This window comes from Serinicoccus profundi (genome assembly GCF_008001015.1).
Lineage (GTDB): Bacteria > Actinomycetota > Actinomycetes > Actinomycetales > Dermatophilaceae > Ornithinicoccus > Ornithinicoccus profundi.
Window position 1 is genome coordinate 3,334,244 of record NZ_CP042862.1, and the last position, 21,053, is coordinate 3,355,296.

Annotated in this window: 22 protein-coding genes and 1 pseudogene; 10 read left to right on the forward strand and 13 right to left on the reverse strand. The window is 73.6% G+C overall.

The annotated features are described in order from the left end of the window. Nucleotides 1–77: 77 nt before the first annotated feature. Together FA582_RS17445 and FA582_RS15605 are read right to left on the reverse strand one after the other, a co-directional pair. Nucleotides 78–1,319, reverse strand: a complete 1,242-nt coding sequence (locus FA582_RS17445) for an FAD-dependent oxidoreductase (protein WP_010146763.1) — start codon at nt 1,317–1,319, stop codon at nt 78–80. Between the two features lie 115 nt (nt 1,320–1,434). After that, nucleotides 1,435–2,049 carry a hypothetical protein gene (locus FA582_RS15605; RefSeq protein WP_010146765.1) on the reverse strand — a complete coding sequence of 205 codons (615 nt, stop codon included), beginning with the start codon at nt 2,047–2,049 and terminating at the stop codon, nt 1,435–1,437. A gap of 49 nt (nt 2,050–2,098) precedes the next feature. Here FA582_RS15605 and FA582_RS15610 point away from each other — a divergent pair, with 49 nt between their 5' ends. Continuing rightward, the gene (locus FA582_RS15610) at nt 2,099–2,752 is read left to right on the forward strand and encodes a TetR/AcrR family transcriptional regulator (protein ID WP_010146766.1); all 654 of its coding nucleotides are present in this window, start codon (nt 2,099–2,101) and stop codon (nt 2,750–2,752) included. Next, a complete protein-coding gene (locus FA582_RS15615; protein WP_010146767.1) occupies nt 2,749–4,794 on the forward strand; it encodes an NADPH-dependent 2,4-dienoyl-CoA reductase in 2,046 nt (681 codons plus the stop codon). The genes FA582_RS15610 and FA582_RS15615 overlap by 4 nt, the downstream gene beginning before the upstream one ends. 24 nt (nt 4,795–4,818) lie before the next feature. On the opposite strand, the gene FA582_RS15620 is transcribed toward FA582_RS15615, so the two are convergent. After that, nucleotides 4,819–5,463: a pyridoxamine 5'-phosphate oxidase family protein gene (locus tag FA582_RS15620; RefSeq protein WP_010146768.1), complete on the reverse strand. Its 645-nt coding sequence runs from the start codon at nt 5,461–5,463 to the stop codon at nt 4,819–4,821. Nucleotides 5,464–5,544: 81 nt separating this feature from the next. On the opposite strand from FA582_RS15620, the pseudogene pdxR reads away from it, so the two are divergent. Then, nucleotides 5,545–7,038 (forward strand): annotated as a pseudogene (gene pdxR, locus FA582_RS15625) (MocR-like pyridoxine biosynthesis transcription factor PdxR); the annotation flags it as partial. A gap of 42 nt (nt 7,039–7,080) precedes the next feature. On the opposite strand, the gene FA582_RS17295 reads toward pdxR, so the two are convergent. Next, nucleotides 7,081–7,560, reverse strand: a complete 480-nt coding sequence (locus FA582_RS17295; protein WP_338093010.1) for a hypothetical protein — start codon at nt 7,558–7,560, stop codon at nt 7,081–7,083. Between the two features lie 85 nt (nt 7,561–7,645). Between FA582_RS17295 and FA582_RS15635 the strand changes: the two genes are divergently transcribed. Beyond that, complete coding sequence (locus tag FA582_RS15635) at nt 7,646–8,227, forward strand: TetR/AcrR family transcriptional regulator (protein WP_010146772.1); 582 nt, start codon at nt 7,646–7,648, stop codon at nt 8,225–8,227. A 9-nt stretch (nt 8,228–8,236) separates the two neighbouring features. On the opposite strand, the gene FA582_RS15640 is transcribed toward FA582_RS15635, so the two are convergent. The 4 genes from FA582_RS15640 to FA582_RS15655 are packed head-to-tail and all read right to left on the reverse strand — an operon-like array spanning nt 8,237 to nt 12,026. After that, the gene (locus FA582_RS15640; protein ID WP_010146773.1) at nt 8,237–9,178 is read right to left on the reverse strand and encodes a glycosyltransferase family 2 protein; all 942 of its coding nucleotides are present in this window, start codon (nt 9,176–9,178) and stop codon (nt 8,237–8,239) included. Beyond that, nucleotides 9,171–10,226, reverse strand: a complete 1,056-nt coding sequence (locus FA582_RS15645) for a glycosyltransferase (RefSeq protein ID WP_010146775.1) — start codon at nt 10,224–10,226, stop codon at nt 9,171–9,173. The genes FA582_RS15640 and FA582_RS15645 overlap by 8 nt, the downstream gene beginning before the upstream one ends. Further along, on the reverse strand, nt 10,223–11,293 hold the full coding sequence (locus FA582_RS15650) for a glycosyltransferase (protein ID WP_238705452.1): 1,071 nt from the start codon (nt 11,291–11,293) through the stop codon (nt 10,223–10,225). Before FA582_RS15650 ends, FA582_RS15645 begins: the two co-directional genes overlap by 4 nt. A 13-nt stretch (nt 11,294–11,306) precedes the next feature. Beyond that, complete coding sequence (locus tag FA582_RS15655; RefSeq protein ID WP_237707478.1) at nt 11,307–12,026, reverse strand: glycosyltransferase family 2 protein; 720 nt, start codon at nt 12,024–12,026, stop codon at nt 11,307–11,309. A gap of 199 nt (nt 12,027–12,225) precedes the next feature. Between FA582_RS15655 and FA582_RS15660 the strand changes: the two genes are divergently transcribed. The 4 genes from FA582_RS15660 (at nt 12,226) to FA582_RS15675 (ending at nt 14,161) form a co-directional block, all read left to right on the forward strand. Next, the gene (locus tag FA582_RS15660) at nt 12,226–12,570 is read left to right on the forward strand and encodes an ArsR/SmtB family transcription factor (protein ID WP_238705453.1); all 345 of its coding nucleotides are present in this window, start codon (nt 12,226–12,228) and stop codon (nt 12,568–12,570) included. After that, nucleotides 12,570–13,073 (forward strand): SRPBCC family protein, encoded by a 504-nt coding sequence (locus FA582_RS15665; RefSeq protein ID WP_010146781.1) that lies wholly within the window; start codon nt 12,570–12,572, stop codon nt 13,071–13,073. The genes FA582_RS15660 and FA582_RS15665 overlap by 1 nt, the downstream gene beginning before the upstream one ends. Nucleotides 13,074–13,090: 17 nt before the next feature. Then, the gene (locus FA582_RS15670; RefSeq protein ID WP_010146782.1) at nt 13,091–13,594 is read left to right on the forward strand and encodes a DinB family protein; all 504 of its coding nucleotides are present in this window, start codon (nt 13,091–13,093) and stop codon (nt 13,592–13,594) included. Nucleotides 13,595–13,675: 81 nt separating this feature from the next. Continuing rightward, nucleotides 13,676–14,161, forward strand: coding sequence for a mycothiol transferase (locus FA582_RS15675; RefSeq protein WP_010146783.1), 486 nt, complete (start codon nt 13,676–13,678; stop codon nt 14,159–14,161). A gap of 32 nt (nt 14,162–14,193) precedes the next feature. Here the strand turns inward: FA582_RS15675 and FA582_RS15680 are convergent, their stop codons facing one another. The 3 genes from FA582_RS15680 to FA582_RS15690 all read right to left on the reverse strand — a co-directional run bounded on the left by FA582_RS15680 (nt 14,194) and on the right by FA582_RS15690 (nt 16,157). Then, the gene (locus FA582_RS15680) at nt 14,194–14,922 is read right to left on the reverse strand and encodes a class I SAM-dependent DNA methyltransferase (RefSeq protein ID WP_010146785.1); all 729 of its coding nucleotides are present in this window, start codon (nt 14,920–14,922) and stop codon (nt 14,194–14,196) included. A 93-nt stretch (nt 14,923–15,015) separates the two neighbouring features. Further along, nucleotides 15,016–15,468, reverse strand: coding sequence for a helix-turn-helix domain-containing protein (locus tag FA582_RS15685; protein ID WP_010146786.1), 453 nt, complete (start codon nt 15,466–15,468; stop codon nt 15,016–15,018). Further along, nucleotides 15,465–16,157: a hypothetical protein gene (locus FA582_RS15690; RefSeq protein ID WP_010146787.1), complete on the reverse strand. Its 693-nt coding sequence runs from the start codon at nt 16,155–16,157 to the stop codon at nt 15,465–15,467. The genes FA582_RS15685 and FA582_RS15690 overlap by 4 nt, the downstream gene beginning before the upstream one ends. Nucleotides 16,158–16,232: 75 nt before the next feature. Here FA582_RS15690 and FA582_RS15695 point away from each other — a divergent pair, with 75 nt between their 5' ends. Continuing rightward, the gene (locus FA582_RS15695) at nt 16,233–16,877 is read left to right on the forward strand and encodes a DUF2461 domain-containing protein (RefSeq protein ID WP_010146788.1); all 645 of its coding nucleotides are present in this window, start codon (nt 16,233–16,235) and stop codon (nt 16,875–16,877) included. 12 nt (nt 16,878–16,889) lie between these two features. Here the strand turns inward: FA582_RS15695 and FA582_RS15700 are convergent, their stop codons facing one another. Then, nucleotides 16,890–18,248: a glycoside hydrolase family 32 protein gene (locus FA582_RS15700; RefSeq protein ID WP_010146789.1), complete on the reverse strand. Its 1,359-nt coding sequence runs from the start codon at nt 18,246–18,248 to the stop codon at nt 16,890–16,892. Nucleotides 18,249–18,339: 91 nt separating this feature from the next. Here FA582_RS15700 and FA582_RS15705 point away from each other — a divergent pair, with 91 nt between their 5' ends. Then, complete coding sequence (locus FA582_RS15705) at nt 18,340–19,137, forward strand: helix-hairpin-helix domain-containing protein (protein ID WP_010146791.1); 798 nt, start codon at nt 18,340–18,342, stop codon at nt 19,135–19,137. Between the two features lie 134 nt (nt 19,138–19,271). Here the strand turns inward: FA582_RS15705 and FA582_RS15710 are convergent, their stop codons facing one another. Continuing rightward, nucleotides 19,272–20,837: a penicillin-binding transpeptidase domain-containing protein gene (locus FA582_RS15710; protein ID WP_158640898.1), complete on the reverse strand. Its 1,566-nt coding sequence runs from the start codon at nt 20,835–20,837 to the stop codon at nt 19,272–19,274. Nucleotides 20,838–21,053: the final 216 nt, after the last annotated feature.

Sequence of the window (21,053 nt, forward strand, 5' to 3'; positions counted from 1 at the left end):
GTATCTGTATGTCGCACGGAGGAGGGCGAAAGGTTGCCGCTGGATACCCATGAGTTGCCCTGGGTTCGGGGGTCGCGTCAGCCCGAGCGGCGGTGGACCCAGCGCGCGACCATGGCGACGATCGGCAGCAGCCAGCGCATGAGGCGGCGGCCCCACGGGGTGTCGGAGCGCTGGATCCAGGTCACCGTCTGGAGGGAGTCACGCACGGCCGCGGCGGCATACTCGCGCATCTGCTGGTGGTATGCCTCGACCGCCTCGACGAGGGGTCGCCGGCCTGCGTCCACCTCACCGAGGAGCTCGGCCAGGGCGGCGGCGTCGCGGACGGCGGTGGCCGCGCCCTGCCCACCCGTCGGGGGCATCGCGTGGGCGGCGTCGCCGAGCGCGGTGACCGGGCCGGCGTCCCACGGTGCGATCGCGGCGGGGTCGGCCGCGAGGAACCGGAAGCCGGAGATCTCGCGGTGCTCGCCGCGCTCGACGAGCTCCAGCGCGCCGGGCTCCCAGCCGCGCTCGCGCAGCACCTCGCCGACGTGGTGGACCAGGAGCGAGCCGGGAACGCCGGTGACTCGCTCCGGCAGCAGGTGGTCGACGCCGATGAAGCCCCAGATGATCACTGGCTCGGTGGTGAGGGACAGCGACCGTCTGCCGGTGCCACCCGGCTGACCTGCGGGGTCGTGCCGGGAGGCGAAGAGTCCCGCGCCGCCCGGGCCGATCGCCAGCATGGGCTCCTCGGCCACGAGCTCCTGCGCCTGCGTCGACAGCCGCGACCACTCGGTGCGCCCGGCCACCCCGACCAGCCCGACCGGCGTGCTCGTGGGCTCACCGGCCAGGCGCTGCGCCAGACCGGACCCCGCTCCGTCGGCGATGATGAGCACGTCGCCCTCGAGCTGGCTCCCGTCGTCGAGCTCCAGCCGCACCCCCGGCGAGGGCGAGTCCACGTCGTAGCGGACCGCCCGGCGACCCAGCAGCACGTGCTGCTCCAGGCCCTCCGCCAGCACCAGACGCAGGGTCACCCGGTCGATGTCCACCGAACGCCCGCCCGGCGGGTCGGCCGCGGAGAAGAGCAGCCGGCCGCGGTGATCGCACAGGGCGGTCCGGAAGTCCTCGGCGCCCATGCCCGAGGCGAGCAGCAGATCGCGCCGCTCGGCGGGCAGCAGGCTGCCGAGCGCCTCCACGGCCTTCGGCCCGAGGTGCAGCTTGTAGCCCCCCGTGCGCTCCAGGTCGACGTCCGGCTCGACGACGACCACGTCGATGCCGCGCCCGACGAGCCCCTGCGCCAGGGCCAACCCACCGATCCCGCCACCCGCGATCAGCACCCTCATGCCACATCCCCCTCATGTCCTCTCATCCGGCCAGTCCACCACGGTCTGCCGCAGTCCGCACGGCGCGACGCGGTGTCCGGTGCGTGGCGACCTAGGACGCGAGGCGCGAGGCCGGTCAGCAAGAGATCTCGATCCTCCGCGTGGCGCCCCACAGCGCCCACCCGATCAGCAGGGCCCCCGAGCCCACCCCGCTGACCAGGGCGATCGGCGCCGCGCCCACCCCCAGGACCGCCATGACCAACCCGGCGAGCCCGAGGGCCGACATCACCACGGCCAGCGCCATGAAGCTCGCATGCCGGAACAGCCGAGCCAGCGGCACGAAGTGCACCCCGACGACGAGCGCCACCCAGGCAACCCCCGCCTCGGGGGCGTCGAACACCTGCGAGATCACCCGCACGCCGACGATGATGGCTACCGCCTCGACCGCCGTCACCACCCAGAACGCCCCCCGGAACGGCGGGCGGTCGGGCCCGGGGACGGCCAACCCCTCCCGGCCGGCCCGCGCCATCGCCCGGTAGGTCAGCTGGGCGGCGACCACGACGGCCACGAACGCCACGGCGCCGGCGATCCGTAGGGCCAGCGCGACCCCGTCAGCCAGGAGCCCGGAGTTGACCCAGACGAAGACGAGGCCGAACGACCCGGCGATGAGGGCGCCGATCGCCTGGCCCCGGTCGGCGGGGACGCGCAACGTCCCGGTCCGCGCTGCGGCGGTGTGTGATGAGGTGTCCATACTTTGACTGTAGTTGCATCTAATGAATGTAGTCAACTACCGTGAACCCATGGACGCCCCGCCGACCAGGACCTACCGCTCCCCCCTCCGCGCCGAGCGCGCCGCGCAGACCCGGGACCGGGTGCGGGCCGCCGCCCGCGAGCTGTTCGAGGCCGAGGGATTCGGCTCGACGACGATCGCTGCCATCTCCGAACGGGCCGACGTCTCGCCCCAGACGATCTACTCCACCTTCGGCAGCAAGGCCGCGATCCTGCGCGACCTGCTCGAGCAGATGGAGGAGGCGGCCGAGGCGGTGACGTGGCGCGAGCGCATCGCGCAGGAGCAGGACCCCGCCCTCGTGCTGCGCGCCTTCGCTCAGTGGACCCGCGCCTTCTTCGCCACCAGCCGCGCGTCGATGCAGGTGGCCCAGGCGGCGATGGCCGACCCGCTGATCGCCGAGCTCGCCGAGACGGGCAACCAGCGACGCCGGCAGGCGTTGACCTCGCTCATGGGCCGGCTCGCCGACGAGGGCGCCCTGCGACCCGGCCTCGAGCGGGGCGAGGCGGTGGATCGCGCCTGGCTGCTCACCGGCGTCGAGACCTATCTCGGCGCCACCGCGGGATGCGGCTGGTCCGAGGAGAGGTATGCCGACTGGCTCGCCGAGTCGCTCACGCTCCAACTCCTGGCGACCCCGCCGAGCGACCCACCTACCCTGTCGTCATGACCGGATCGGGCGCGAGCGCATACCCCCATCTGCTCAGCCCCGTGCAGCTCGGCGGGGTGACGCTGCCCAACCGCGTCGTCATGGGCTCGATGCACACCAAGCTCGAGGACCGGGCGCGTGACATCGACAAGCTCGCGGCCTACTTCGCCGAGCGCGCGCGGGGCGGCGTCGGGCTCATGGTGACCGGGGGGTATGCCCCGAGCTGGCGCGGCTGGCTGCTCCCCTTCGGCTCGAGCATGGTCCGGGCGACGCAGGCGCGCAGGCACCGCACGGTCACCGACGCGGTGCACGAGCACGGCGGGCGGATCCTGCTGCAGGTGCTGCACGCAGGGCGCTACGCCTACCACCCGATGAGCCAGGGCGCGTCGGCGCTGAAGTCGCCGATCACGCCGTTCCGCCCCTCGGCCCTGACCACCCGACAGGTGGAGCGGACGATCACCGACTTCGCCCAGTCGGCGCGGCTGGCGCAGCAGGCGGGCTACGACGGGGTCGAGATCATGGGCTCCGAGGGCTACCTCATCAACCAGATGCTCACCGCGCGGACCAACGACCGCACCGACGCCTGGGGCGGGTCCGCGGCGGCCCGTCAGCGCTTCCCCGTGGAGATCGTGCGCCGGACCCGCGAGCTCGTCGGAGATGACTTCATCGTGCAGTACCGCATGAGCCTGCTCGACCTCGTGCCCGAAGGGCAGAGCTGGGCCGAGACGGTCGACCTCGCGCACGCCCTGGAGGCGGCAGGGGCCACCTGCTTCAACACCGGCATCGGCTGGCACGAGTCGCGGATCCCGACGATCGTCACCTCGGTGCCGCGGGCGGCCTTCAGCTGGGTGAGCGCGCGGCTCAAGGCGGAGGTCGGCGTGCCGGTCATCGCCTCCAACCGGATCAACCGGCCCGAGGTCGCCGAGCAGGTCCTCGCCGCGGGCGAGGCCGACCTCGTCTCCATGGCGCGGCCGCTGCTCGCCGACCCCGCCTGGGTCAGCAAGACCGCGCAGGGGCGCGAGGCCGAGATCATCCCGTGCATCGCCTGCAACCAGGCCTGCCTGGACCACACCTTCGACAACCAGCGGGCGACCTGCATCCTGAACCCGCGGTCGGCCCACGAGACCGAGCTGGTCCTCGCCCCAACCCGCATGGTGAGGAAGGTCGCCGTGGTCGGGGCTGGGCCAGCCGGGCTGGCGGCCGCCGTCGAGCTGGCCGGTCGCGGGCACGAGGTCGACCTCTACGAGGCGTCCGAGCAGGTCGGCGGGCAGTTCCGGCTGGCGGCGCAGATCCCCGGCAAGGAGGAGTTCCGCGCGGCGATCGCCTACTACGAGCACATGCTCGGGGTCCGCGGGGTGCGGGTGCACCTGGGCCGACGGGTCGGCGTCGAGGAGCTGCGGGGAGCCGACGAGGTCGTGGTCGCGACCGGCGTCACGCCGCGGGTGCCGGAGATCCCGGGGGTCGACCACCCCAGCGTGCTGAGCTATCCCGAGGCGATCCGCGAGCCCGGGCGGGTCGGCCGGCGGGTCGCCGTCGTCGGCGCCGGTGGCATCGGCTTCGACGTGAGCAGCGCGCTCCTGCACGAGCCGGACGAGAGCGTGCAGGAGTGGCGGGCGCGCTGGGGCGTCGCCGACCCGTGGGAGCAGCGCGCCGGGCTCGGGGAGAAGCGGCAGCCGCCCCCGCCCCGGGAGCTGCACCTCGTGCAGCGCAAGGCGACGCGCCACGGCAAGGGCCTGGGCAGGACGACCGGGTGGGTGCACCGCACGGAGCTGATTGACGCCGGGGTGGAGTTCGTCGGGGGCGCGGAGTACGTCCGGATCGACGACGCCGGGCTGCACCTGACCCTGCCCCCGGAGGACGGCGGGACGGGCGAGCGCCGGCCGCACGTCATACCCGTCGACACCGTGGTGATCTGCGCTGGCCAGGAGTCGGTCACCGACCTCGTCGAGCCACTCGGCGAGCTCGGGGTGCCGGTGCACGTCATCGGTGGGGCGGACGTGGCCGCCGAGCTCGACGCCAAGCGGGCGATCAAGCAGGCCACCGAGCTGGCGGCGCAGATCTAGGGCCGCCGCCCGAGGGCGGAACGCTCAGGCTCCTGCCGAGGGGTATGCCTGGCGCACCGCCTCCACGGAGGCCGGCACCGGCGCACTCACGCCCGGCGTCGGCTCCGGCTCACCTGCCACCACGGCCAGCGGCACGACACCGGTCCAGACGCCCTGGTCCTGGGGTGCGTCGCAGCCGCCGGTGCGCGCCTTGAACAGCCAGGAGCCCTCCTCGATCGGCAGCGCCAGGCACGTCGTCGCCCGCATCTCCTTGGTGCTGCTGGCCCGGATCTCCTGAGTACGGCCGGGGAGCAGACGGTCGGTCATCCGCTCCAGAGCGGCCCAGGACTCCTCGGCGTCCAGCTCGACGGCCGTGCCCCGCAGCACCGCGCTGCGGTAGTTGGCCGAGGAGTCGAAGGCGCTCTCAGCCACCACGAGACCGTCGAGCGCGAATACCGTGAGGGTCAGCGGCGCCCCGGCGATGAGGTGACGCAGCGCGCCCGCGCCGGTGGACCCGTGCAGCAGCACGCGGTCGCCGTCGCGGGCGAGGAGCAGCGGGACCGACCACGGCATACCGTCGACCACGGTCGACAGCACGCCCACCGGCACGGTGTCGAGCAGGTCGTCGAGGGCGGCGCGCTCGGAGGTGTAGCGCTCGGGCTTGCGGGTCGGCGTCGCCAGATCGGTCATGGGTCTAGGGTGGCGGACATCTGGACCTCCTTCCAGAGCCATTTGCTGCACCGATCACCAGACCATTTCAGAGGACGAGGTATGCCGTCATCCACCTGGCAGGGACCACTGCGCCTCTCCTCCGGCCCGGGGTCGCTGCCGCACCGGATCGCCGCCGCCGCGGTCGAGGCGCTGGCCTCGGGGTCCCTGCGGCCGGGGGACGCGCTGCCTGCGACCCGACGACTGGCCGAGCAGCTCGGGGTCGGCCGCGGGGCGGTCGTGGGGGCCTACGACGAGCTCGTCGCCGCGGGCTACGCCGAGGGGCGGACCGGCAGCGGCACCTTCGTCGTGCAGGGCGCCGACGTCGCCGCGCGGGCCGTCCAGCCGCCGGGTGGAGAGCAGCGCAGGACCGAGTCGCGGCAGCAGACCCGCGCACGCACGCCCGGGGATGGACCCGCACCCACCGATCCGACCGGTCGAGAGCAGCTGAGGGGGCGGGCGCGGCGGGAGGCTTCGGCGATGCGTGGGCACGCCGACCCCAGCGGCGGCGTCGCCACCCCGCCGCCAGGTGACCTCGACCTGCGACCCGGCCACGCCGAGCCTGCCCTCATCTCCACCCGCGACTGGCGGACGGCCTGGCGGCACGGCATACCCGACCAGCCGGGGGCGGAGGCGCTGAGCCGCACGCGCCACCCCGAGCTGGAGGCGGCGCTCGCCGATCACCTGCGCCGGCTCCGCGGTCTGGCCGTCGCGCCCGAGGAGGTCGTCGTCGTGCCCAACGCGAGCGCCGCCTTCACCGTCCTGACCCGGGCGGCGGGGCTGGTGGGCCGGACGGTCGCGGTCGAGGACCCCGGCTACCGCCGCGCGCGAGCGGCGTTCGAGGCCGCCGGGGCGAGGGTCCGCGGGGTGCCGGTCGACGACGACGGGCTGGACCCGGCGCTCCTGGACCCCGACGATGCGGCGGCGTACCTCACCCCGGCGCACCAGTACCCGCTCGGTGCCCGGATGCCGCTCCCCCGCCGGGTCGAGGTGGTGGGGCAGGCGCGTCAGGCCGGCCGGTTGATCGTCGAGGACGACTACGACGGCGAGTTCCGCTACGGCGTGCCCCCGATGCCGGCGCTGCGGTCGCTCCCCGGCGGGGCGGACTGCGTCGCCTACGTCGGCACCGCCTCCAAGATCCTCACCCCGGACCTCGGGCTCGCCTGGGTGGTGCCCCCACCGCACCTGCTCACGGCCGTCCGCCAGGCGCAGGACCAGCTCTCGCTCGGGGCCTCCCCCGTGGCGTCCAGGGCGCTCGCCCACCTCATCGACTCGGGCGCGCTGGGTCGGCACCTGGCGCGGGCGGCCCGGCTCTACCGCGCCCGCCGCGACGCCCTGGTCCACGCCGTCGGGGAGCAGCTGCCGGACCTGGTGGTGAGCGGCGTCGAGGCCGGGCTGCACCTGGTCCTCCTGCTCGACCGAGCCATCGATGACCGTGCGGTCATCGGCCGGCTGCGCGAGAGCGGCATCTGGGTCGAACCGCTCAGCGCCTACTACCTCGGCCCACCGCGGCCCGGCCTGGTCATCGGGTACGCCCGGCTGCCGGAGACCCGCGCCCCGGCCGTGGTCGGAGCCGTCTCGGCGGCCCTCACCCAGGAGCTAGGAGTTCTGGACCAGGTCCACCCCGAGGACGGCCAGCGTGCCGAAGGCGACGCCCCACAGGATGATGGAGACCACCTGCCACCCGATGACCCCGCGGGTGCTGGCGCCGAAGGCGACCAGGGCACCTGAGGTGATCTGGCTCGGCAGGACGGTCTGCCCCAGCAGGCTCACGCCCGGCACCCCGAAGCGGTCGAGCATCCGGCGCAGGCGCTGCTTGCGCGGCGACAGCTGCTCGACGGGAGTCACCCCTCGCCGGGCGCGCAGCCGGTCCGCGGACAGGACGACGAGGACCATCGAGATGACATTGCCCACCACGGCGGCGATGATCGCCACCACCGGGTTGAGGCCCGCGAGCACACCGATCACCGCGCCGAAGTAGCTCTCAACGAAGGGGATGGCTGCTGCGGCCATCACCCCGAGCCACTGCAGCAGCGGCGGGAGCCCTTCGGTGAACTCCTGCAGGTTGTCGATCATCATGACCCTCCCGGTCGGTGTCCCCTGTGTACAGTGTCGGCAGCAGATTAGCACGGTGTACTAGCACACTGTGCCGGTGAGGAGCGTCATGACGGCAGAGCGCCGGGAGCAGATCGTGCAGGCCGCGCGGGCGCTCGCCGCCGAGGGCGGCCTGGAGGCGGTCAGCGTGCGCAGCGTGGCGCGGCGGGCGGGCATCGGCGCGACCACCTTGCGGCACTACTTCCCGACCCAGTGCGACCTCTACGACGCGCTCCTCGGACCCGCGCTGGACCGGATGCTGTCGGACCTGCGGATCGGCGATCGACGCGTCGCTCCGCGTCGGCGCCTGCTCGAGTGCCTGATGCAGTTCTTCCCCCCGGACTTTCTCCGCCCCGAGACGACGGCCCTGTGGTTCACGTCCTACGCCACGGCCGTCGGGCCGACAGCGACCGCGTCCGGGACCCGCACCCTGGCACGACTGGCGGCCCTGACCCGTGCCCGGATCGACGGCTGGATGCGCCAGCTGGAGGAGGAGGGTGCGCTCCTCGATGACCGGGAGGGCGCGCTGCGATTCGTCCTCAGCGTCCTCGACGGCATCTGCGTGCAGCTCATCACCCCCGGGACCGTCTTCACCCCCGAGGACGTCGAGCCCACGGTGGCCCGCTGCGTCGGCGCGATCCTCCGGGGCTGACCGGCGCTCTCAGCGCCGGCCCGCGCCGCGCACGGACACGGTGGGTCCGGCCTCGGTCCAGTCGATGAGACCCCGACGCGCGAACTCCTCCAGCCACCCCGCCATCGGCCACTGCCCCCACCGCTGGTGGTAGAGGGTCGCGTTGCGGACGATGTCGACCAGGTGCTCGACCGGGGGCCGGGAGACCGGGTGGTACTGGTGGAACGCGTCCGCGCCACCGACCCAGGCCAGGTCCACACCCCGCTCCTGAGCGCGGCGACCGACATCGGTGTCCTCCGCGCCATACCCGACGTATGCCTCGTCGAAGCCCCCGATCCGGCGCCACGTGGCCTCTGTCAGGGCGGCGCTCAAGGACCAGAACAGGCGGTGGTCACCCCCCGTGAGGACATCCCCGGCCGGGGGTGAGGGACGGGAGGGGTGCGGGTCGACCAGGTCGAGGAGCCGGGCCGGGTCCGCCGGCACCTCCTGCCCCTCGGGCAGGTACGTCACCGGGCCGGCCAGCAGGGCGTCGGGGAAGCGCGCGGCGGCGGCGACGTAGGCCTCGACCGCGCCCGGGGCCAGCACGCAGTCGACGTCGAGCAGCACCAGCAGCTCGCACCCGGCGGCCACCGCAGCCCCGACACCGAGGTTGCGGGCGCGGGCCAGGGGCAGACCGCGCGGGTCCGTGGGGACGTGCAGCACCTCGACACCGCCACACGACTCGCGACTCCCGGCGCCACCTGATGCCTCGCGCGCCTGACCGAAGTCATCCGCCTCGCCGCCGACCACGTCACCGATCGCCCGGTCGTCGATCGCGACCACGACGTGGTGAACCTCCGGCGCGACCTGCACCAGCACCCGCCGCTGCTCACGGAGGTGGTCGTGCCGCCCGTGAGCCACCGTGACGACGCCCACCCGCAGACCCCGACCGGACGAGCCACCACGCTGCCCGTCGCTGACCTCCTCACCCATGGCCGACCTTCCTCCTCGTCGACGCCGAGCCAGCCCCGGTCGCCACCCGCACCAGGGCGTCCGCCGCGCGGGCGGCCGCGCCGTCACACTCCCAGCGCGCCCAGCCCTCGCCACCAAGAGAGCGTGCCCGCGCCACGAGGCCGGCCCACCCCTCCTGCTGCACCCGGACTGGATCGGCGGGCACCGCCAGACCCGCGGCATCCAGGGCGCGGGCGAGGTGCTCCTGCTCCGCGTGCGGCCGGCGTTGGGGCGCCAGCACCGCCGGACGCTGGTGGCGCGCGATGTCGGCCACCGCGTTCTGTCCACCGTGCGCCACGACCACCTCGCTGCCCGCGACGAGCGACCGGACGTCCGTCACCCAGGTCCGGCCGTCGAGCACGACCCAGTCCAGCTCGGGCACGGCCCGCTCGATCTCACCCGCCGTGCCCGGGTCGTCGAAGCCCTCGCCTCCGGCGAGCACCAGCCCGTAGGGCCGACCCACCTCCCCCGGCTCGACCCGGGCGCGCGCCACCCCACCGACCGCCACCAGGTCGAGCTCGGCGTGCGGGACGGCCGTGCGCCACAGGGACTCCGTCGCCCACCCCGGCCAGGGGGCGAGGACAGCCGAGGCGCAGCGCAGGGCGAGGGTGTGCGGCTCGTCCCGGCGGTCTCCGGGCTGGGCGACGAGCACGACGGGTATGCCGTGCAGGCGGGCCAGCAGCGCCACCTCGGTCGAGACGTCGACGACCAGGAGGGACGGCTGCTCCGCCTCGAGCCATGCGGAGATCCGCGCCATCCGGGCCCGCAACCCCTCCTGTCGCAGCGGCGCCCAGTGCAGCAGTCCCCGTGCCGTCGCCTCCACCTCGGAGTCGTCCTCACCTGGCGCCACCGGGTGGTCCAGCGGGAGGTCGACACAGCCCAGTCCGTCGGTCGCCAGCACCTCCGCGTCCAGCCCCGAGCCGAGGACGGTGACGCTCAGACCACGGGCGACCAGCTCGGCCCCGACCACGCGGGCCCGGGTCCGGTGCCCGGCGCCGTGGTGGTGGGCATACCAGCCGATGGTGCTCATGCGGGGTCCTCGGCGACGAGCTCGCGATAGACCAGCAGGTAGCGCGACACCATGACGTCCGCCCCGAGGTGGGCGAGCGCGCGCTCGCGCACCGACGCGCGCGGGAGGTCCCGCACCGCCTCGACGCCGTCGCGCAGCCGGTCCACCACCGTGCCCTCGCCGGCGCCGCGGTCGTCGACCAGGACACCGGTGCCCTCCTGCACCACCTCGCGCAGGCCGCCACGGTCGAGGGCGACCACCGGCGTCCCCCACACCGTCGACTCCGCCGCGACCAGCCCGAAGGGCTCGTCCCACCGCGGGGTGACCAGGGTGGCCGCGCTGGAGCGCACCAGCCGGGCGAGGTCGGTATGCGTGAGGTGGCCGTGGTGCTCCACGTCCGGGCCGAGCAACGGGGCGACGGCGTGGGCATACCACTCCGGGTCACTCACCGGGCCGACAAGCGACAGCCGCCGTCCCGCCGCGCGGGCCGCCCGGATCGCCAGGTCGGCGCCCTTGATCGCGGTCAGCCGGCCCATCCACACGAGGTCGGGCCCACCGCTGCCCGCGCCCTCGCCGTCGTCGCGGACGCCGTTGGGCACGATCCGGGGCGGGTGCGGCAGGCTCGTCCAGTCCGCGGCGCTCGCCCCGCTGACGCAGACGTAGGCCGAGCGCGGCCCCGCGAGCGCGATGCCCAGCTCCATCCAGGGGAAGGGTGGCGTGTGCAGGGTGGTCACCAGGGGGGCCGGGAGGACCTCGCTCAGCGCGAGCGGGAGGAAGTGCAGGCTCTGGTTGTGGACGACGTCGACGTCGGGGCGGGCCAGCAGGTCGCGGACGGCGGCGAGGAAGGCGGCGTGGTCGCGCAGGAACTCCGGCTCCGGCAGCGCGGGGTCGACCGCCGCGACGGCGCTCAGTGGGGGGAGGTCGGGGTAGGGGACGATCTCGTCGGCGAGCTCGGGGTCGGTGCCGGGGCGGGCATACAACCGCACGTGGTGCCCCTGCTCGCGCAGCCCGCGCGCGAGGACGGCGGTGTGCGACTCCTGGCCGCCGACGTAGGGCTCGCGGATGGGATGACGGGAGGTCGCCAGCATCGCGACCCGCACGTCAGCCGGCCACCCCGGTGATGTCCGTGATGTCGGTCCGCAGGTCCACCAGATAGTCGGAGAACCCGCCCTTGAGGCGACCCTTGAAGCGTGCCGAGGTGTCCACCCGGACGGTGTCGGTCGCGACCCAGCGGGGCGTGGTGGCACGGATGCGCCGGACCAGGTCGACGTCCTCGCCGCGGCTGAGCGGTCGGTAGCCGCCGATCTCGAGGTAGGTCGATCCCCGCACGCCCAGGTTGGCCCCGTGGATGTGCGGGTGACCCTCGCTCAGCTGGTGGCGCAGGTGCCATTGGGCCAGCAACGTCGGATCGGTGAGGCCGAGCGGCTGGACGGTCCCGATGACGGCGTCGTAGGTGGCCGAGAGCTCGAGTTGGCCGGTGATCCAGTGCCGCGGCACGATCGTGTCGGCGTCGGTGCACGCCATCCAGGAGTCTGCGGCCGGCACACCCGCTGCTGCGTCAGCCGCGAGGACGGCGCGCGCGCCGGTATGCCGCGCGGCGCCGACCACCCCGTGGTTGACGACGAGGGGTCGCGCCCCGGTGGCGCGCACGACCCGCGCCGAGTCGTCACGGCAGCCGTCGAGGACGACGGTGCACCGGCAGGAGAGCCCGGGCAGGGCAGTGCGGGCGTGGTCCATCGCCGCCTGGACCGCAGTCAGGCAGGGACCGAGCAGATCGCGCTCGTCCCGAGCGGGTATGACGACGTGGACAGACCTGATCACGTGGGGTCGGGAGTCACGGTGGCGGCCCCTGCAACCACGGTGACTCCGCACGGTGCCCGCCTCACGGGGGGGACGTGCCGAGAAGGAGTCATGTCGCTCAGAGTAGGGCTGGGGCAATGAGCGCGCTCTCCCAAGCGACGCGTCCGGTGGCCCCACTGGGCGGCCCGGTCTATATATACCTTGACAGATATATATCTGCATGGATATCTTCCAGGCCATGGATGCCGTGCTCCACGCCCTCGCAGACCCCCACCGACGCCTCATGGTCGAGGCGCTCAGTGTCGGCGAGACAGCGGCCGGCGGCCTCGGCGCACTCGTGCCCATCGCGCAGCCCGGGGTCTCACGCCATCTGTCGGTGCTGCGCGAGGCAGGTCTGGTCGACGTCCGCCGCGACGGCCAGCGCCGGATCTACCGTCTGCGCCCGCAGGGCCTCGTCGAGGTGGACGACTGGCTCGACGCGCGCAGGCAGGAGTGGGAGCACCGGATGCGAGCGCTGCACACCGAGGTGGCACGAGGCCGCCGAGACCGACAGGGGAACGAGTGATGTCACCGATGGGCCACAACGGGCTGCTGGGCGAGGTGAGAGTGGTGGACGGCGTGTCCGTCGTCCACGTCGAAGACGTCTACGACACCGACAGCGACGACCTGTGGCAGGCGATCACCGACCCCGCGAGGCTGCGCCGATGGATCGCGACGGTCGAGGGTGACCTGCAGCCAGGAGGGCTCTTCAGAGCCTCGTTCGTCGGCGGCTGGGAAGGCCCCGGCCGGATCGAGGTCTGCGACGCGCCGCACCGCCTCCTGCTCACGATGGAGCCGGACGCGGCCGACGAGACCTCCCTCGAGGCACTCCTCAGCGCGCAGGACCACGGCACGCGCCTCGTCATCGAGGAGCGGGGGATCCCGGCCGACCAGGCGCCCGACCACGCAGCAGGCTGGCAGGCGCACCTCGAGGACCTCCGCACCGTTCTCGACGGACGCCCGACGGGGCCGTGGTCGCAGCGCTGGGCGGCGTTGCGGCCGGCCTACGGATCGCCGGAGCGACGGTGACCAGGGCCAGACCCCGGATGACATCCCGGTCCGCCGAGCACGACGGCCTCCTGGCCTGTCTCTCGGCACAACGAGCCTGCGTCCTGGCGATCGTCTCGGACCTCGACGAGACGTCGTGGCGCCGCTCCGTCGTCCCGACCGGCTGGACGCCGCTCGGGCTCCTCGAGCACCTCGGCGAGGCCGAGCGGTTGTGGGGGCAGATCGTCCTCGCGGGCCGCGTCACACCGCGGCAGTGGCCGAGCGCGGAGGCGGATCGGGCGGATGCCGGGTTCGTGTCCGACCAAGGGGTGGTCGACGTCATCGCCTTCTACCAGGATCAGTGCCGCCAGACCGACCGCGTCCTCGCGGGACTGGCGCCCGACGACCGGCCTCCCGGCGTGCGCCGACCGGACCTGCCGACACCCGTCGACAACGTCCGCGACGTCGTGCTCCATCTCGTCGAGGAGACGGCTCGGCACGCCGGCCACCTCGACATCGCCCGTGAGCTGCTCGACGGCCGGACCGGACTCGGGCCCCGCTAGCGCACTGCCTCAGTCCCCGAAGGCCAGGCCGGTCGACCCCACCCAGCCCGCCGCCGTCCGTTCACCGAGGAGTCATCACCCATGCCCCACACCCACCTGCTCGCCGCGCTCGCAAGGGAGCGGGCGCATGTCCTGCGGGCCGTCGACGGCCTGAGCGAGGACGACCTGGGTCGGCCGGTGACCGCCTCCGGCTGGTCCATCACCCAACTCCTCAACCACCTCGCCCTCGACGACGAGATGTTCTGGATCTCGACGGTCCTCGGCGGCGACGCCTCGGCCATCTCCGAGCTGCACGACGGGTGGTCGTCGACGCCCATGACGGGCGCGCAGGCCGTCGAGGTCTACCGGCGGCGCATCGCCCTCAGCGACGATGTCCTCGCCACCGTCGACCTCGAGGCACCACCGCGCTGGTGGCCGCCGGCGGAGGTCTTCGGCGGTGCACCGATGTCCGACGGGTACGAGGTCGTGCTCCGCGTCCTCACCGAGACGTCGGTGCACGCGGGGCACCTCGACATCGTCCGCGAGGGCATCGACGGGCATCAGCACCTCGTGGTGACCGGCGACTGACCCTGGCGTGATGAGCGGTCCGCCCCGTCCCCTCAGTCGCGCCGCCAGACCGACACGTGGCTCTGGGACTCCGCGGTGAACTCCGCCCCGGACCAGTCCGCCGTCCGCCGCTCGAGGCGCATCCCGGCGAGCCGGGCCATGAGGTCGAGCTCGCTCGGCCAGACGTAGCGGTAGTGGTGCGGGCAGTAGCGGTAGGAGCCGTCGGCCTGCCGGGTGTAGTGGTGGGAGGTCGCCCGCTGCGTCACCGGGTCGTAGGTGTCGAGGCCGACGTGGCCCTCGCTCACGTCGAAGGGCACCGCGACCTGCCCGGGCGGCAGCTGCCGCAGCGCGGGCACCCCGACCTCGACGACGAACCTGCCGCCGGGCTGCAGGTGCGACGCCGCGTTGGCGAAGCAGGCGACCTGCTCGTCCTGGGTGCAGAGGTTGCCGATGGTGTTGAAGACGAGGTAGACGAGCGCATACCGCCCCTCCACCCGCGTCGTGGCCATGTCACCGACACTCACGGGCAGGTCCGGCCGCTTCCGGTGGAGCTGCTCGACCATCGGCGCAGAGAGCTCGATCCCGGTGACATCGACACCCCGCTCGAGCAGAGGTATGCCGACCCGCCCCGTCCCGATCGCCAGCTCCAGCGCGCGGCCCTCACCGGCGAACTCGGCGAGGAAGTCGACCGTGGGGTCGAGCACCTCGGGGGCGAACATCGCCGCTCTGGCCCGGTCGTAGCGGGCCGCGGTGTCGGCGTCCCACAGGTCGCTGGAGGTCATGGGGCCAACCTGACGGGCGACCCGCGGTCGGGGCAACCGGTTATCCGCGCCCTCGCTCAGAGGTCGGGGCCCAGACCGCACGCCCCCTCGGGCTCAGGGCAGCACCGACGACTCCGGCACACCGGCGACCCGCCGCATCCGGAGCACGAGCGCCGCGGACGGCACGACGGTCCCGGAGCGGTAGGTCGACAGCCGCGGCGCCGACGTGCCCAGCCGCCGCGCGAAGTCCGCAGCCGTCAGACCGCTCAGCTCGATCAGGTGGTCCACCTCCGCAGCCACCGCGGCCCGCTCGGCCCGCTCGGCCTCCTCGCGGGCCGAGGCGACCGCCCGACCGAGCAGCGCGGTGCGACCGGAGGCGTCGGCATACCCGAGGTGTTCCTCGACCTGACGCGCCACCGGCCCCCAGGGATCGCGCCGCACGGCCCCGGTGATCCTGGCCCAGTCGCGAGCGGTGCCCCGCTCGATCAGCGTCACGAGGGCCTCATAGGGCCAGGCCTCGAGCGGACTGTCGCCATGGACGTCGACGTTGCGGATCGGCGTGGTCACCGCGGCTCCAGGAGGCGGATGATGCCGTCGGCGAGTGCGTGGCAGACCGCCTGGACGGCCGCCCAGTCCTGCCAGCGGGCCTCGAGCCCCTTGTAGTGCTCGAGCTGGGTGGTGACCCGGTGGTCCCGGGGGCGTGGCTGCGCGAGTCGCTCGACGAGAGTGGTGACGACGGAGTCGCCCTGCTCCGATCGGTCCGCGTAGTAGTCGTCGATCGACCCCAGGACCTCCACCGCCTGCGGCAGCCCCAGCCGGTCCGCCATCGCCGCCGTGTCGAGGTAGTCGCGGGTCGCATTGCGTTGCACCACGAGGTAGGCCTTGATGCGCAGCATCTCCGGCAGCGGTGGCACACGCACCGTCGCGCACCGCCCGTCGATCTCGACCTCGGAGACCTCCAGCGGGCGGGTCCGCCGCAGCTGCCGCAGCCCTGCCTCCACCCCGTCCAAGGAGCCCAGCAGGGTGAGCGGCGGCGAGCTGGCGCGCACGCTCGTGACCCAGCCCTCGCTCGCCTCGACGGCCTCGACGACCTGGGCGTAGCGCTCGGCGAGATCGAGCAGCACGTGATCGTGGTCGAGGGAGAGTCGGTGGCCGGCATGCAGAGCCGATGCCGTCCCCCCCACGAGGACGGCGTCGGGGACCATCTGCTGCAGTCGTGCGGCAGAAGCGAGCACCTCGGTGAGCCGTGGATCCATCCCTGAAGATTATCAGATCCGATACTCGTCCTCCCGTGCTCTGACGCTCTCGTGCGACCCGTGCACACTGGTCCCATGGGCACCTTCACCGGCATCCCGCACGCCGCCACCGACTTCTACGCCCGGCTGGAGCAGGACAACAGCCGTGACTTCTGGGCCGCGCACAAGGCCGACTACGAGGAGCACGTGCGGGCGCCGCTGGAGGCGCTGACCGCGGAGCTGGCCGAGGATTTCGGCGAGGCGAAGCTCTTCCGACCGCACCGCGACGTGCGCTTCTCGGCCGACAAGAGCCCCTACAAGACGCACCAGGGCGCCTACGTCGCGGTGGCCGAGGCGACCGGGTGGTACGTCCAGGTCTCCGCCGACGGGCTCATGCTGGGCGGCGGCTGCTACCAGATGGACTCCGCGCGGCTCAAGGCCTACCGCGCCGCGGTGGACTCCCCCGGCACCGGCCAGCAGCTGCGGCAGATCGTCGAGGACCTGCGCGGCGAGGGGTGGGAGATCGGCGGCGAGCAGGTCAAGACCGCTCCACGCGGCTGGGACCGTGAGCACGAGCGGATCGAGCTGCTCCGGCACAAGGCGCTGACGGGTATGCGGTGGGTCGAGGACGGCGACATCGTCACCACGCCGCGGCTGGTCGAGGAGGTCCGCCAGCGCTGGTCGCGGCTGCGCCCGCTCGTGGACTGGCTGGCCCGCACCGATCCCGCCGCGCGGCACTGACCGCGGGCACGTTCAGACCGCAGGTGCCACCTCGGTGACCGTGACCCGGGTCAGGGCGGCGGCCGGGAAGACCTGCGCGGTGAGGGCGAGCTCGCCGTCCAGCGCGTAGACCTCCACCACGCACCCGTCGACGACGACGAGGACGTCCACGTCGACACCGTGCTCGGGCAGGGCCGCCTCGACGACCGGCACGAACCGCGGGTCGAAGGACGCGTCGCCGCACCGGGAGCGGTCCAGCCGCAGCCGGCCGCCCACGGTGTCGACCCTGATGACCAGCGGGTCCTGGCCGGCCTCGGTGGTGACGGTGGCCGTGCGGGTCGTCCCCGCGGGGGTGGTGAAGCGCCGCTGAAGCACGTCATCCGCCTCGGGCAGGACCGGCCGCTGGTGCAGCCGCAGCTGGCCGTCGCGCGAGCGCGCCAGGTGCACGTCGCGGGCCAGCGACATCGACGACCGCCACGTCGGGGTCGGCGTGCGCACGGCATACGCCCAGTTGGAGGCCCAGCCGATCATGACGCGACGCTCGCCGGTGTTGTCGAAGGAGACGGCGGCGTAGTGGTCCGGCCCCACGTCGAGCCACTGCCCGGTCTCACCCTCACGGGCGGTGAACGTCGTGCCGTCGAAGTCACCGACGACATACATCGTCCCCGACCCTCCGGCCGGGCCCCCGTCCCCGACGCTGACGACGAGCACCCAGGCCTCAGCACCGGGCTCGCCGCGGACGGGCAGCCGGAAGAGGTCCGGGCACTCCCAGGCCCCGGCCGTGGAGCCCACCGGCCCGAAGGTCGACAGGTGCTCCCAGGTGAGCAGGTCGGGCGAGGCATAGATGACGACCTGGTGGTCCATCGCCTCCACGGCCACCATGATCCAGGCGCCACGCCCCTCGTGCCAGAAGACCTTGGGGTCCCGGAAGTCCGAGCTCCCGCGGTCCAGGACCGGGTTGCCCGGGTGGGTCTGCCAGGTCCGGCCCGAGTCGGTGCTCCACGCCACCGACTGCGCCTGCGTGCCGTGGCGTGGGGACGCCTCGAGGTAGTGGCTGGTGTAGAGCGCGACGAGCGGGGCCCGACCGTCCTCGCCGAGGCCGGAGGTGTTGTCGTGGTCCACGACGACGCTGCCGGAGAAGATCGCCTCCTCCTGCGTGAACCGCAGCGCGATGTCCTGCTCGGTCCAGGTGAGCAGGTCGGGCGAGGTGGCGTGGCCCCACGACATGTTGCCCCACTCCAGGCCGAGCGGGTTGGTCTGGAAGAACAGGTGGTAGGTGCCCTCGTGGAGGACGAGTCCGTTGGGGTCGTTCATCCACGTGCCCGTGGGGGTGAAGTGGGCGCGGGGCCTGAGGTGGGCACCAGCCTCCTGGCGCGCGGTCGGCGTGGTCATCGGGGCCTTTCCTGGTCGTGGACGGGTCGGAGCGGCGAGGGTTTGGGGGCGGCGTGCGGTTGACTGTCCGTATGCCGGGAGCGCAGACACCATGATGATCCGTCCCGCCGAGCTGGCGGCGATCAGGGCCGGCGAGATCGACCTGGCCTTCCGTCGGTGGGACCGCCCGCGGGTCAAGGTCGGCACGCGCCTGCGGACCGCCGTCGGGCTGGTCGAGGTGACCTCGGTGGAGCAGGTGTCGGTCTCCACGCTCCGGGCGCAGGACGCCCGTCGGGCGGGCGCCGCGAGCCTCTCCGCGCTCAGGGACGGGCTCGCGGTGCGGGCCGAGCGACCGGCATACCGGATCGGGCTGAGGTATGCGGGGCCCGACCCGCGCACCGAGCTGCGCGAGCAGGTGCCCGACGAGGAGGAGATCGCCGCGATCCACACCTGGCTCGACCGCCTCGACGCGGCGTCGGCGCACGGTCCGTGGACGCGCCAGACCCTGCGCCTCATCGACGAGTACCCGGAGGTGCGGGCGCCGGAGCTCGCGGCCCGGCTCGGTCGCGAGACGCTGCCGTGGAAGGCCGATGTCCGCAAACTCAAGGAGAAGGGGCTGACCGAGTCGTTGGCCATCGGCTACCGCCTCTCGCCCCGTGGCGAGGCGGTGCTGGACCACGGCGGTCCGCCACGGCGACGCACACCCCGACCTGCGGGTATGCCGCTGCCCCGGGAGATCGGGGCGCCCGCCACCCGGGCGCTGCGCGCGGCCGGGGTGGGGAGCCTGGAGGAGGTCGCGCGCTGGAGCGAGGCGGAGCTGAGCGCCCTGCACGGCGTCGGCCCGGTCGCGATCGCCCGGCTCACCGAGGCCCTGGCCGAGCAGGGGCTGGCGCTCCGCGAGAACGACTAGGCCGGATCAGACCCACCGAGCGCCGCAGATGGCTGCGCTCACCCCCACCGAGCGCCGCAGATGGTCGCCCCCAGCCCCACCGAGCGCCACAGATGGCTGCGCTCACCCCCACCGAGCGCCGCACATGGTCGCCCTCAGTCCCCGAGTCGCTGGGCCTCGGTGAGGAAGGCGTCCATGACCGGCCCGGCGGTGGTGGAGCCGCGCTCGCCCTCCTCGAGGAAGACGGCGACCGCGAGGTCGCCCTGGACGGCGATCATCCACACGTGGGTCTGCGGCGGGCTCTGCGTGCCGAACTCCGCCGTGCCGGTCTTCGCCAGGACGGGCGGGCCGGGGTTGTCCGCGAGCATGGCGGCTCCCCCCTCGGTGACGACCGCGCGCATCATCTCCTGGAGCGCCTCCGCCTCCGACGGCTCGATCCCCCCTGTGGCCGTCGGCACCTGCTGATCAGCGACGATCCGCGGGACGACCTGCTCGCCCTGCGCGACGGTGCCGGCGAGCGCCGCCATGGCCGTCGGTGAGGCGAGCACCCGGCCCTGGCCGATGAGGGTCGCTGCGTGCTCGGTGTCGCTCTGCGCCGCGTCGGGGACGGAGCCGGAGAAGGCGGTCACCGGCATGTCCCAGACAGCGCCCAGACCGAGGTCCGCTGCGGTGGTGGCCAGCGCGTCCATCGGCACCTGGTCCCGCTCGGCGATGAGAGCGGTGTTGCAGGAGTTGGCCAGCGCGGTCCGCAGCGTGATGGTGCCCAGGGCCGACTCCGGGTAGCCCGGAACGTTGGTGAACGGATAGCCGTCCACCGTCAGCTCCTCGGTGCAGGTGACCTCCGAGTCCGGGGTGAATCCCTCGCGCAGCAGGCCCAGCGCCGAGGCCACCTTCAAGGTCGAGCCCGGGGCGTACTGCCCCGCGAGCGCGGTCGACGCGCCCTCGGAGCCCGGCCCGTTGGCGACCGCCAGCAGGTCGCCCGTCGTGTGGTCCAGCGCCACGAGGGCACTCGGCGGTTCCACGTCCGCGAGCGCCGCCTCGGCCTCGCGCTGCAGGGGACCGCTCAGGGTGAGCCGCAGTTCCTCACCTGGCACCTCCTCCTGCTCCATGACCACGGTGGAGCTGCCCGTGTCGACGTCCACGGCGCTGACCACGGCCGCCTGACCGCCCCGCAGCCGGTCGTCGAAGGCGGCCTGCAGGCCGGTCAGCCCGACGACGTCACCGGCGGCGTAGCGGTCGGGCGCCTCCTCGAGCAGCTCGGCCGTCACCGGACCGACGGTGCCGAGCAGCGGCTGGGCGAAGGTCCGGGTCGGGCCGAGCACCTGCTCGTCCTCGAGCGCGACCGCTCCGGGTATGCCCTCGGTCGCCGTCGCCAGCTCCTGGCCGTCGGGGTCGCTCTGGCGGTAGGTGATGAGCTCGACGAAGGCCTCCGGCCCGGCCGACGACACCCGCTCCGCGTAGGCCTCCGGGTCGAGGCCGGCGGCGTCCGCCAGGTCCCGGGCCGCGTCGGTGGCCTCCTCCCCCTCGACCAGCGTCTTGTCCGTCCCGAACCGCCAGACCGGCCTCGCGGTCGCGAGCGGCTCCCCCTCCCGGTCGACGATGTCGGCCCGCGGGGCTCGCACCTGCTCCAGCTCGAGGCGCTGACCCTTGGGTACCCCGAGCAGGGCATGCTCCCAGGCCAGGGACCAGACATTCTCCGAGACGCGCAGCCGCGCCGGCACCTCTCCTGCACGAAGTCCTCCCCGTCCCCGGGGAGGTCGAAGGTCAGCCGAAACCGTGCCCCCGCACGCATCGCCTCGTCGACCGGGTCGACCTCGAGGACCTCGACCGACACCGGCACCTCGCCCAGCCCGGCATGGGCCTGCTCGAGCTGCTGCTGGGCGGCCTCGGGCGTCCCGTCGACGAGCGGCAACCCGCGCAGGTCCCCTGCCTCCAGG

What these genes read in the sequence shown, in the direction of transcription:
- FA582_RS15670 (WP_010146782.1), top strand. Translation starts at nt 13,091, where the DNA reads ATGACATCCCGGTCCGCCGAGCACGACGGCCTCCTGGCCTGTCTCTCG.
- FA582_RS15605 (WP_010146765.1), bottom strand. Translation starts at nt 2,049, where the DNA reads ATGGACACCTCATCACACACCGCCGCAGCGCGGACCGGGACGTTGCGC.
- FA582_RS15660 (WP_238705453.1), top strand. Translation starts at nt 12,226, where the DNA reads ATGGATATCTTCCAGGCCATGGATGCCGTGCTCCACGCCCTCGCAGAC.
- FA582_RS15615 (WP_010146767.1), top strand. Translation starts at nt 2,749, where the DNA reads ATGACCGGATCGGGCGCGAGCGCATACCCCCATCTGCTCAGCCCCGTG.
- FA582_RS15650 (WP_238705452.1), bottom strand. Translation starts at nt 11,293, where the DNA reads ATGCTGGCGACCTCCCGTCATCCCATCCGCGAGCCCTACGTCGGCGGC.
- FA582_RS15635 (WP_010146772.1), top strand. Translation starts at nt 7,646, where the DNA reads ATGACGGCAGAGCGCCGGGAGCAGATCGTGCAGGCCGCGCGGGCGCTC.
- FA582_RS17445 (WP_010146763.1), bottom strand. Translation starts at nt 1,319, where the DNA reads ATGAGGGTGCTGATCGCGGGTGGCGGGATCGGTGGGTTGGCCCTGGCG.
- FA582_RS15705 (WP_010146791.1), top strand. Translation starts at nt 18,340, where the DNA reads ATGATGATCCGTCCCGCCGAGCTGGCGGCGATCAGGGCCGGCGAGATC.
- FA582_RS15645 (WP_010146775.1), bottom strand. Translation starts at nt 10,226, where the DNA reads ATGAGCACCATCGGCTGGTATGCCCACCACCACGGCGCCGGGCACCGG.
- FA582_RS15665 (WP_010146781.1), top strand. Translation starts at nt 12,570, where the DNA reads ATGTCACCGATGGGCCACAACGGGCTGCTGGGCGAGGTGAGAGTGGTG.
- FA582_RS15640 (WP_010146773.1), bottom strand. Translation starts at nt 9,178, where the DNA reads ATGGGTGAGGAGGTCAGCGACGGGCAGCGTGGTGGCTCGTCCGGTCGG.
- FA582_RS15675 (WP_010146783.1), top strand. Translation starts at nt 13,676, where the DNA reads ATGCCCCACACCCACCTGCTCGCCGCGCTCGCAAGGGAGCGGGCGCAT.
- FA582_RS17295 (WP_338093010.1), bottom strand. Translation starts at nt 7,560, where the DNA reads ATGATGATCGACAACCTGCAGGAGTTCACCGAAGGGCTCCCGCCGCTG.
- FA582_RS15700 (WP_010146789.1), bottom strand. Translation starts at nt 18,248, where the DNA reads ATGACCACGCCGACCGCGCGCCAGGAGGCTGGTGCCCACCTCAGGCCC.
- FA582_RS15610 (WP_010146766.1), top strand. Translation starts at nt 2,099, where the DNA reads ATGGACGCCCCGCCGACCAGGACCTACCGCTCCCCCCTCCGCGCCGAG.
- FA582_RS15680 (WP_010146785.1), bottom strand. Translation starts at nt 14,922, where the DNA reads ATGACCTCCAGCGACCTGTGGGACGCCGACACCGCGGCCCGCTACGAC.
- FA582_RS15695 (WP_010146788.1), top strand. Translation starts at nt 16,233, where the DNA reads ATGGGCACCTTCACCGGCATCCCGCACGCCGCCACCGACTTCTACGCC.
- FA582_RS15620 (WP_010146768.1), bottom strand. Translation starts at nt 5,463, where the DNA reads ATGACCGATCTGGCGACGCCGACCCGCAAGCCCGAGCGCTACACCTCC.
- FA582_RS15690 (WP_010146787.1), bottom strand. Translation starts at nt 16,157, where the DNA reads ATGGATCCACGGCTCACCGAGGTGCTCGCTTCTGCCGCACGACTGCAG.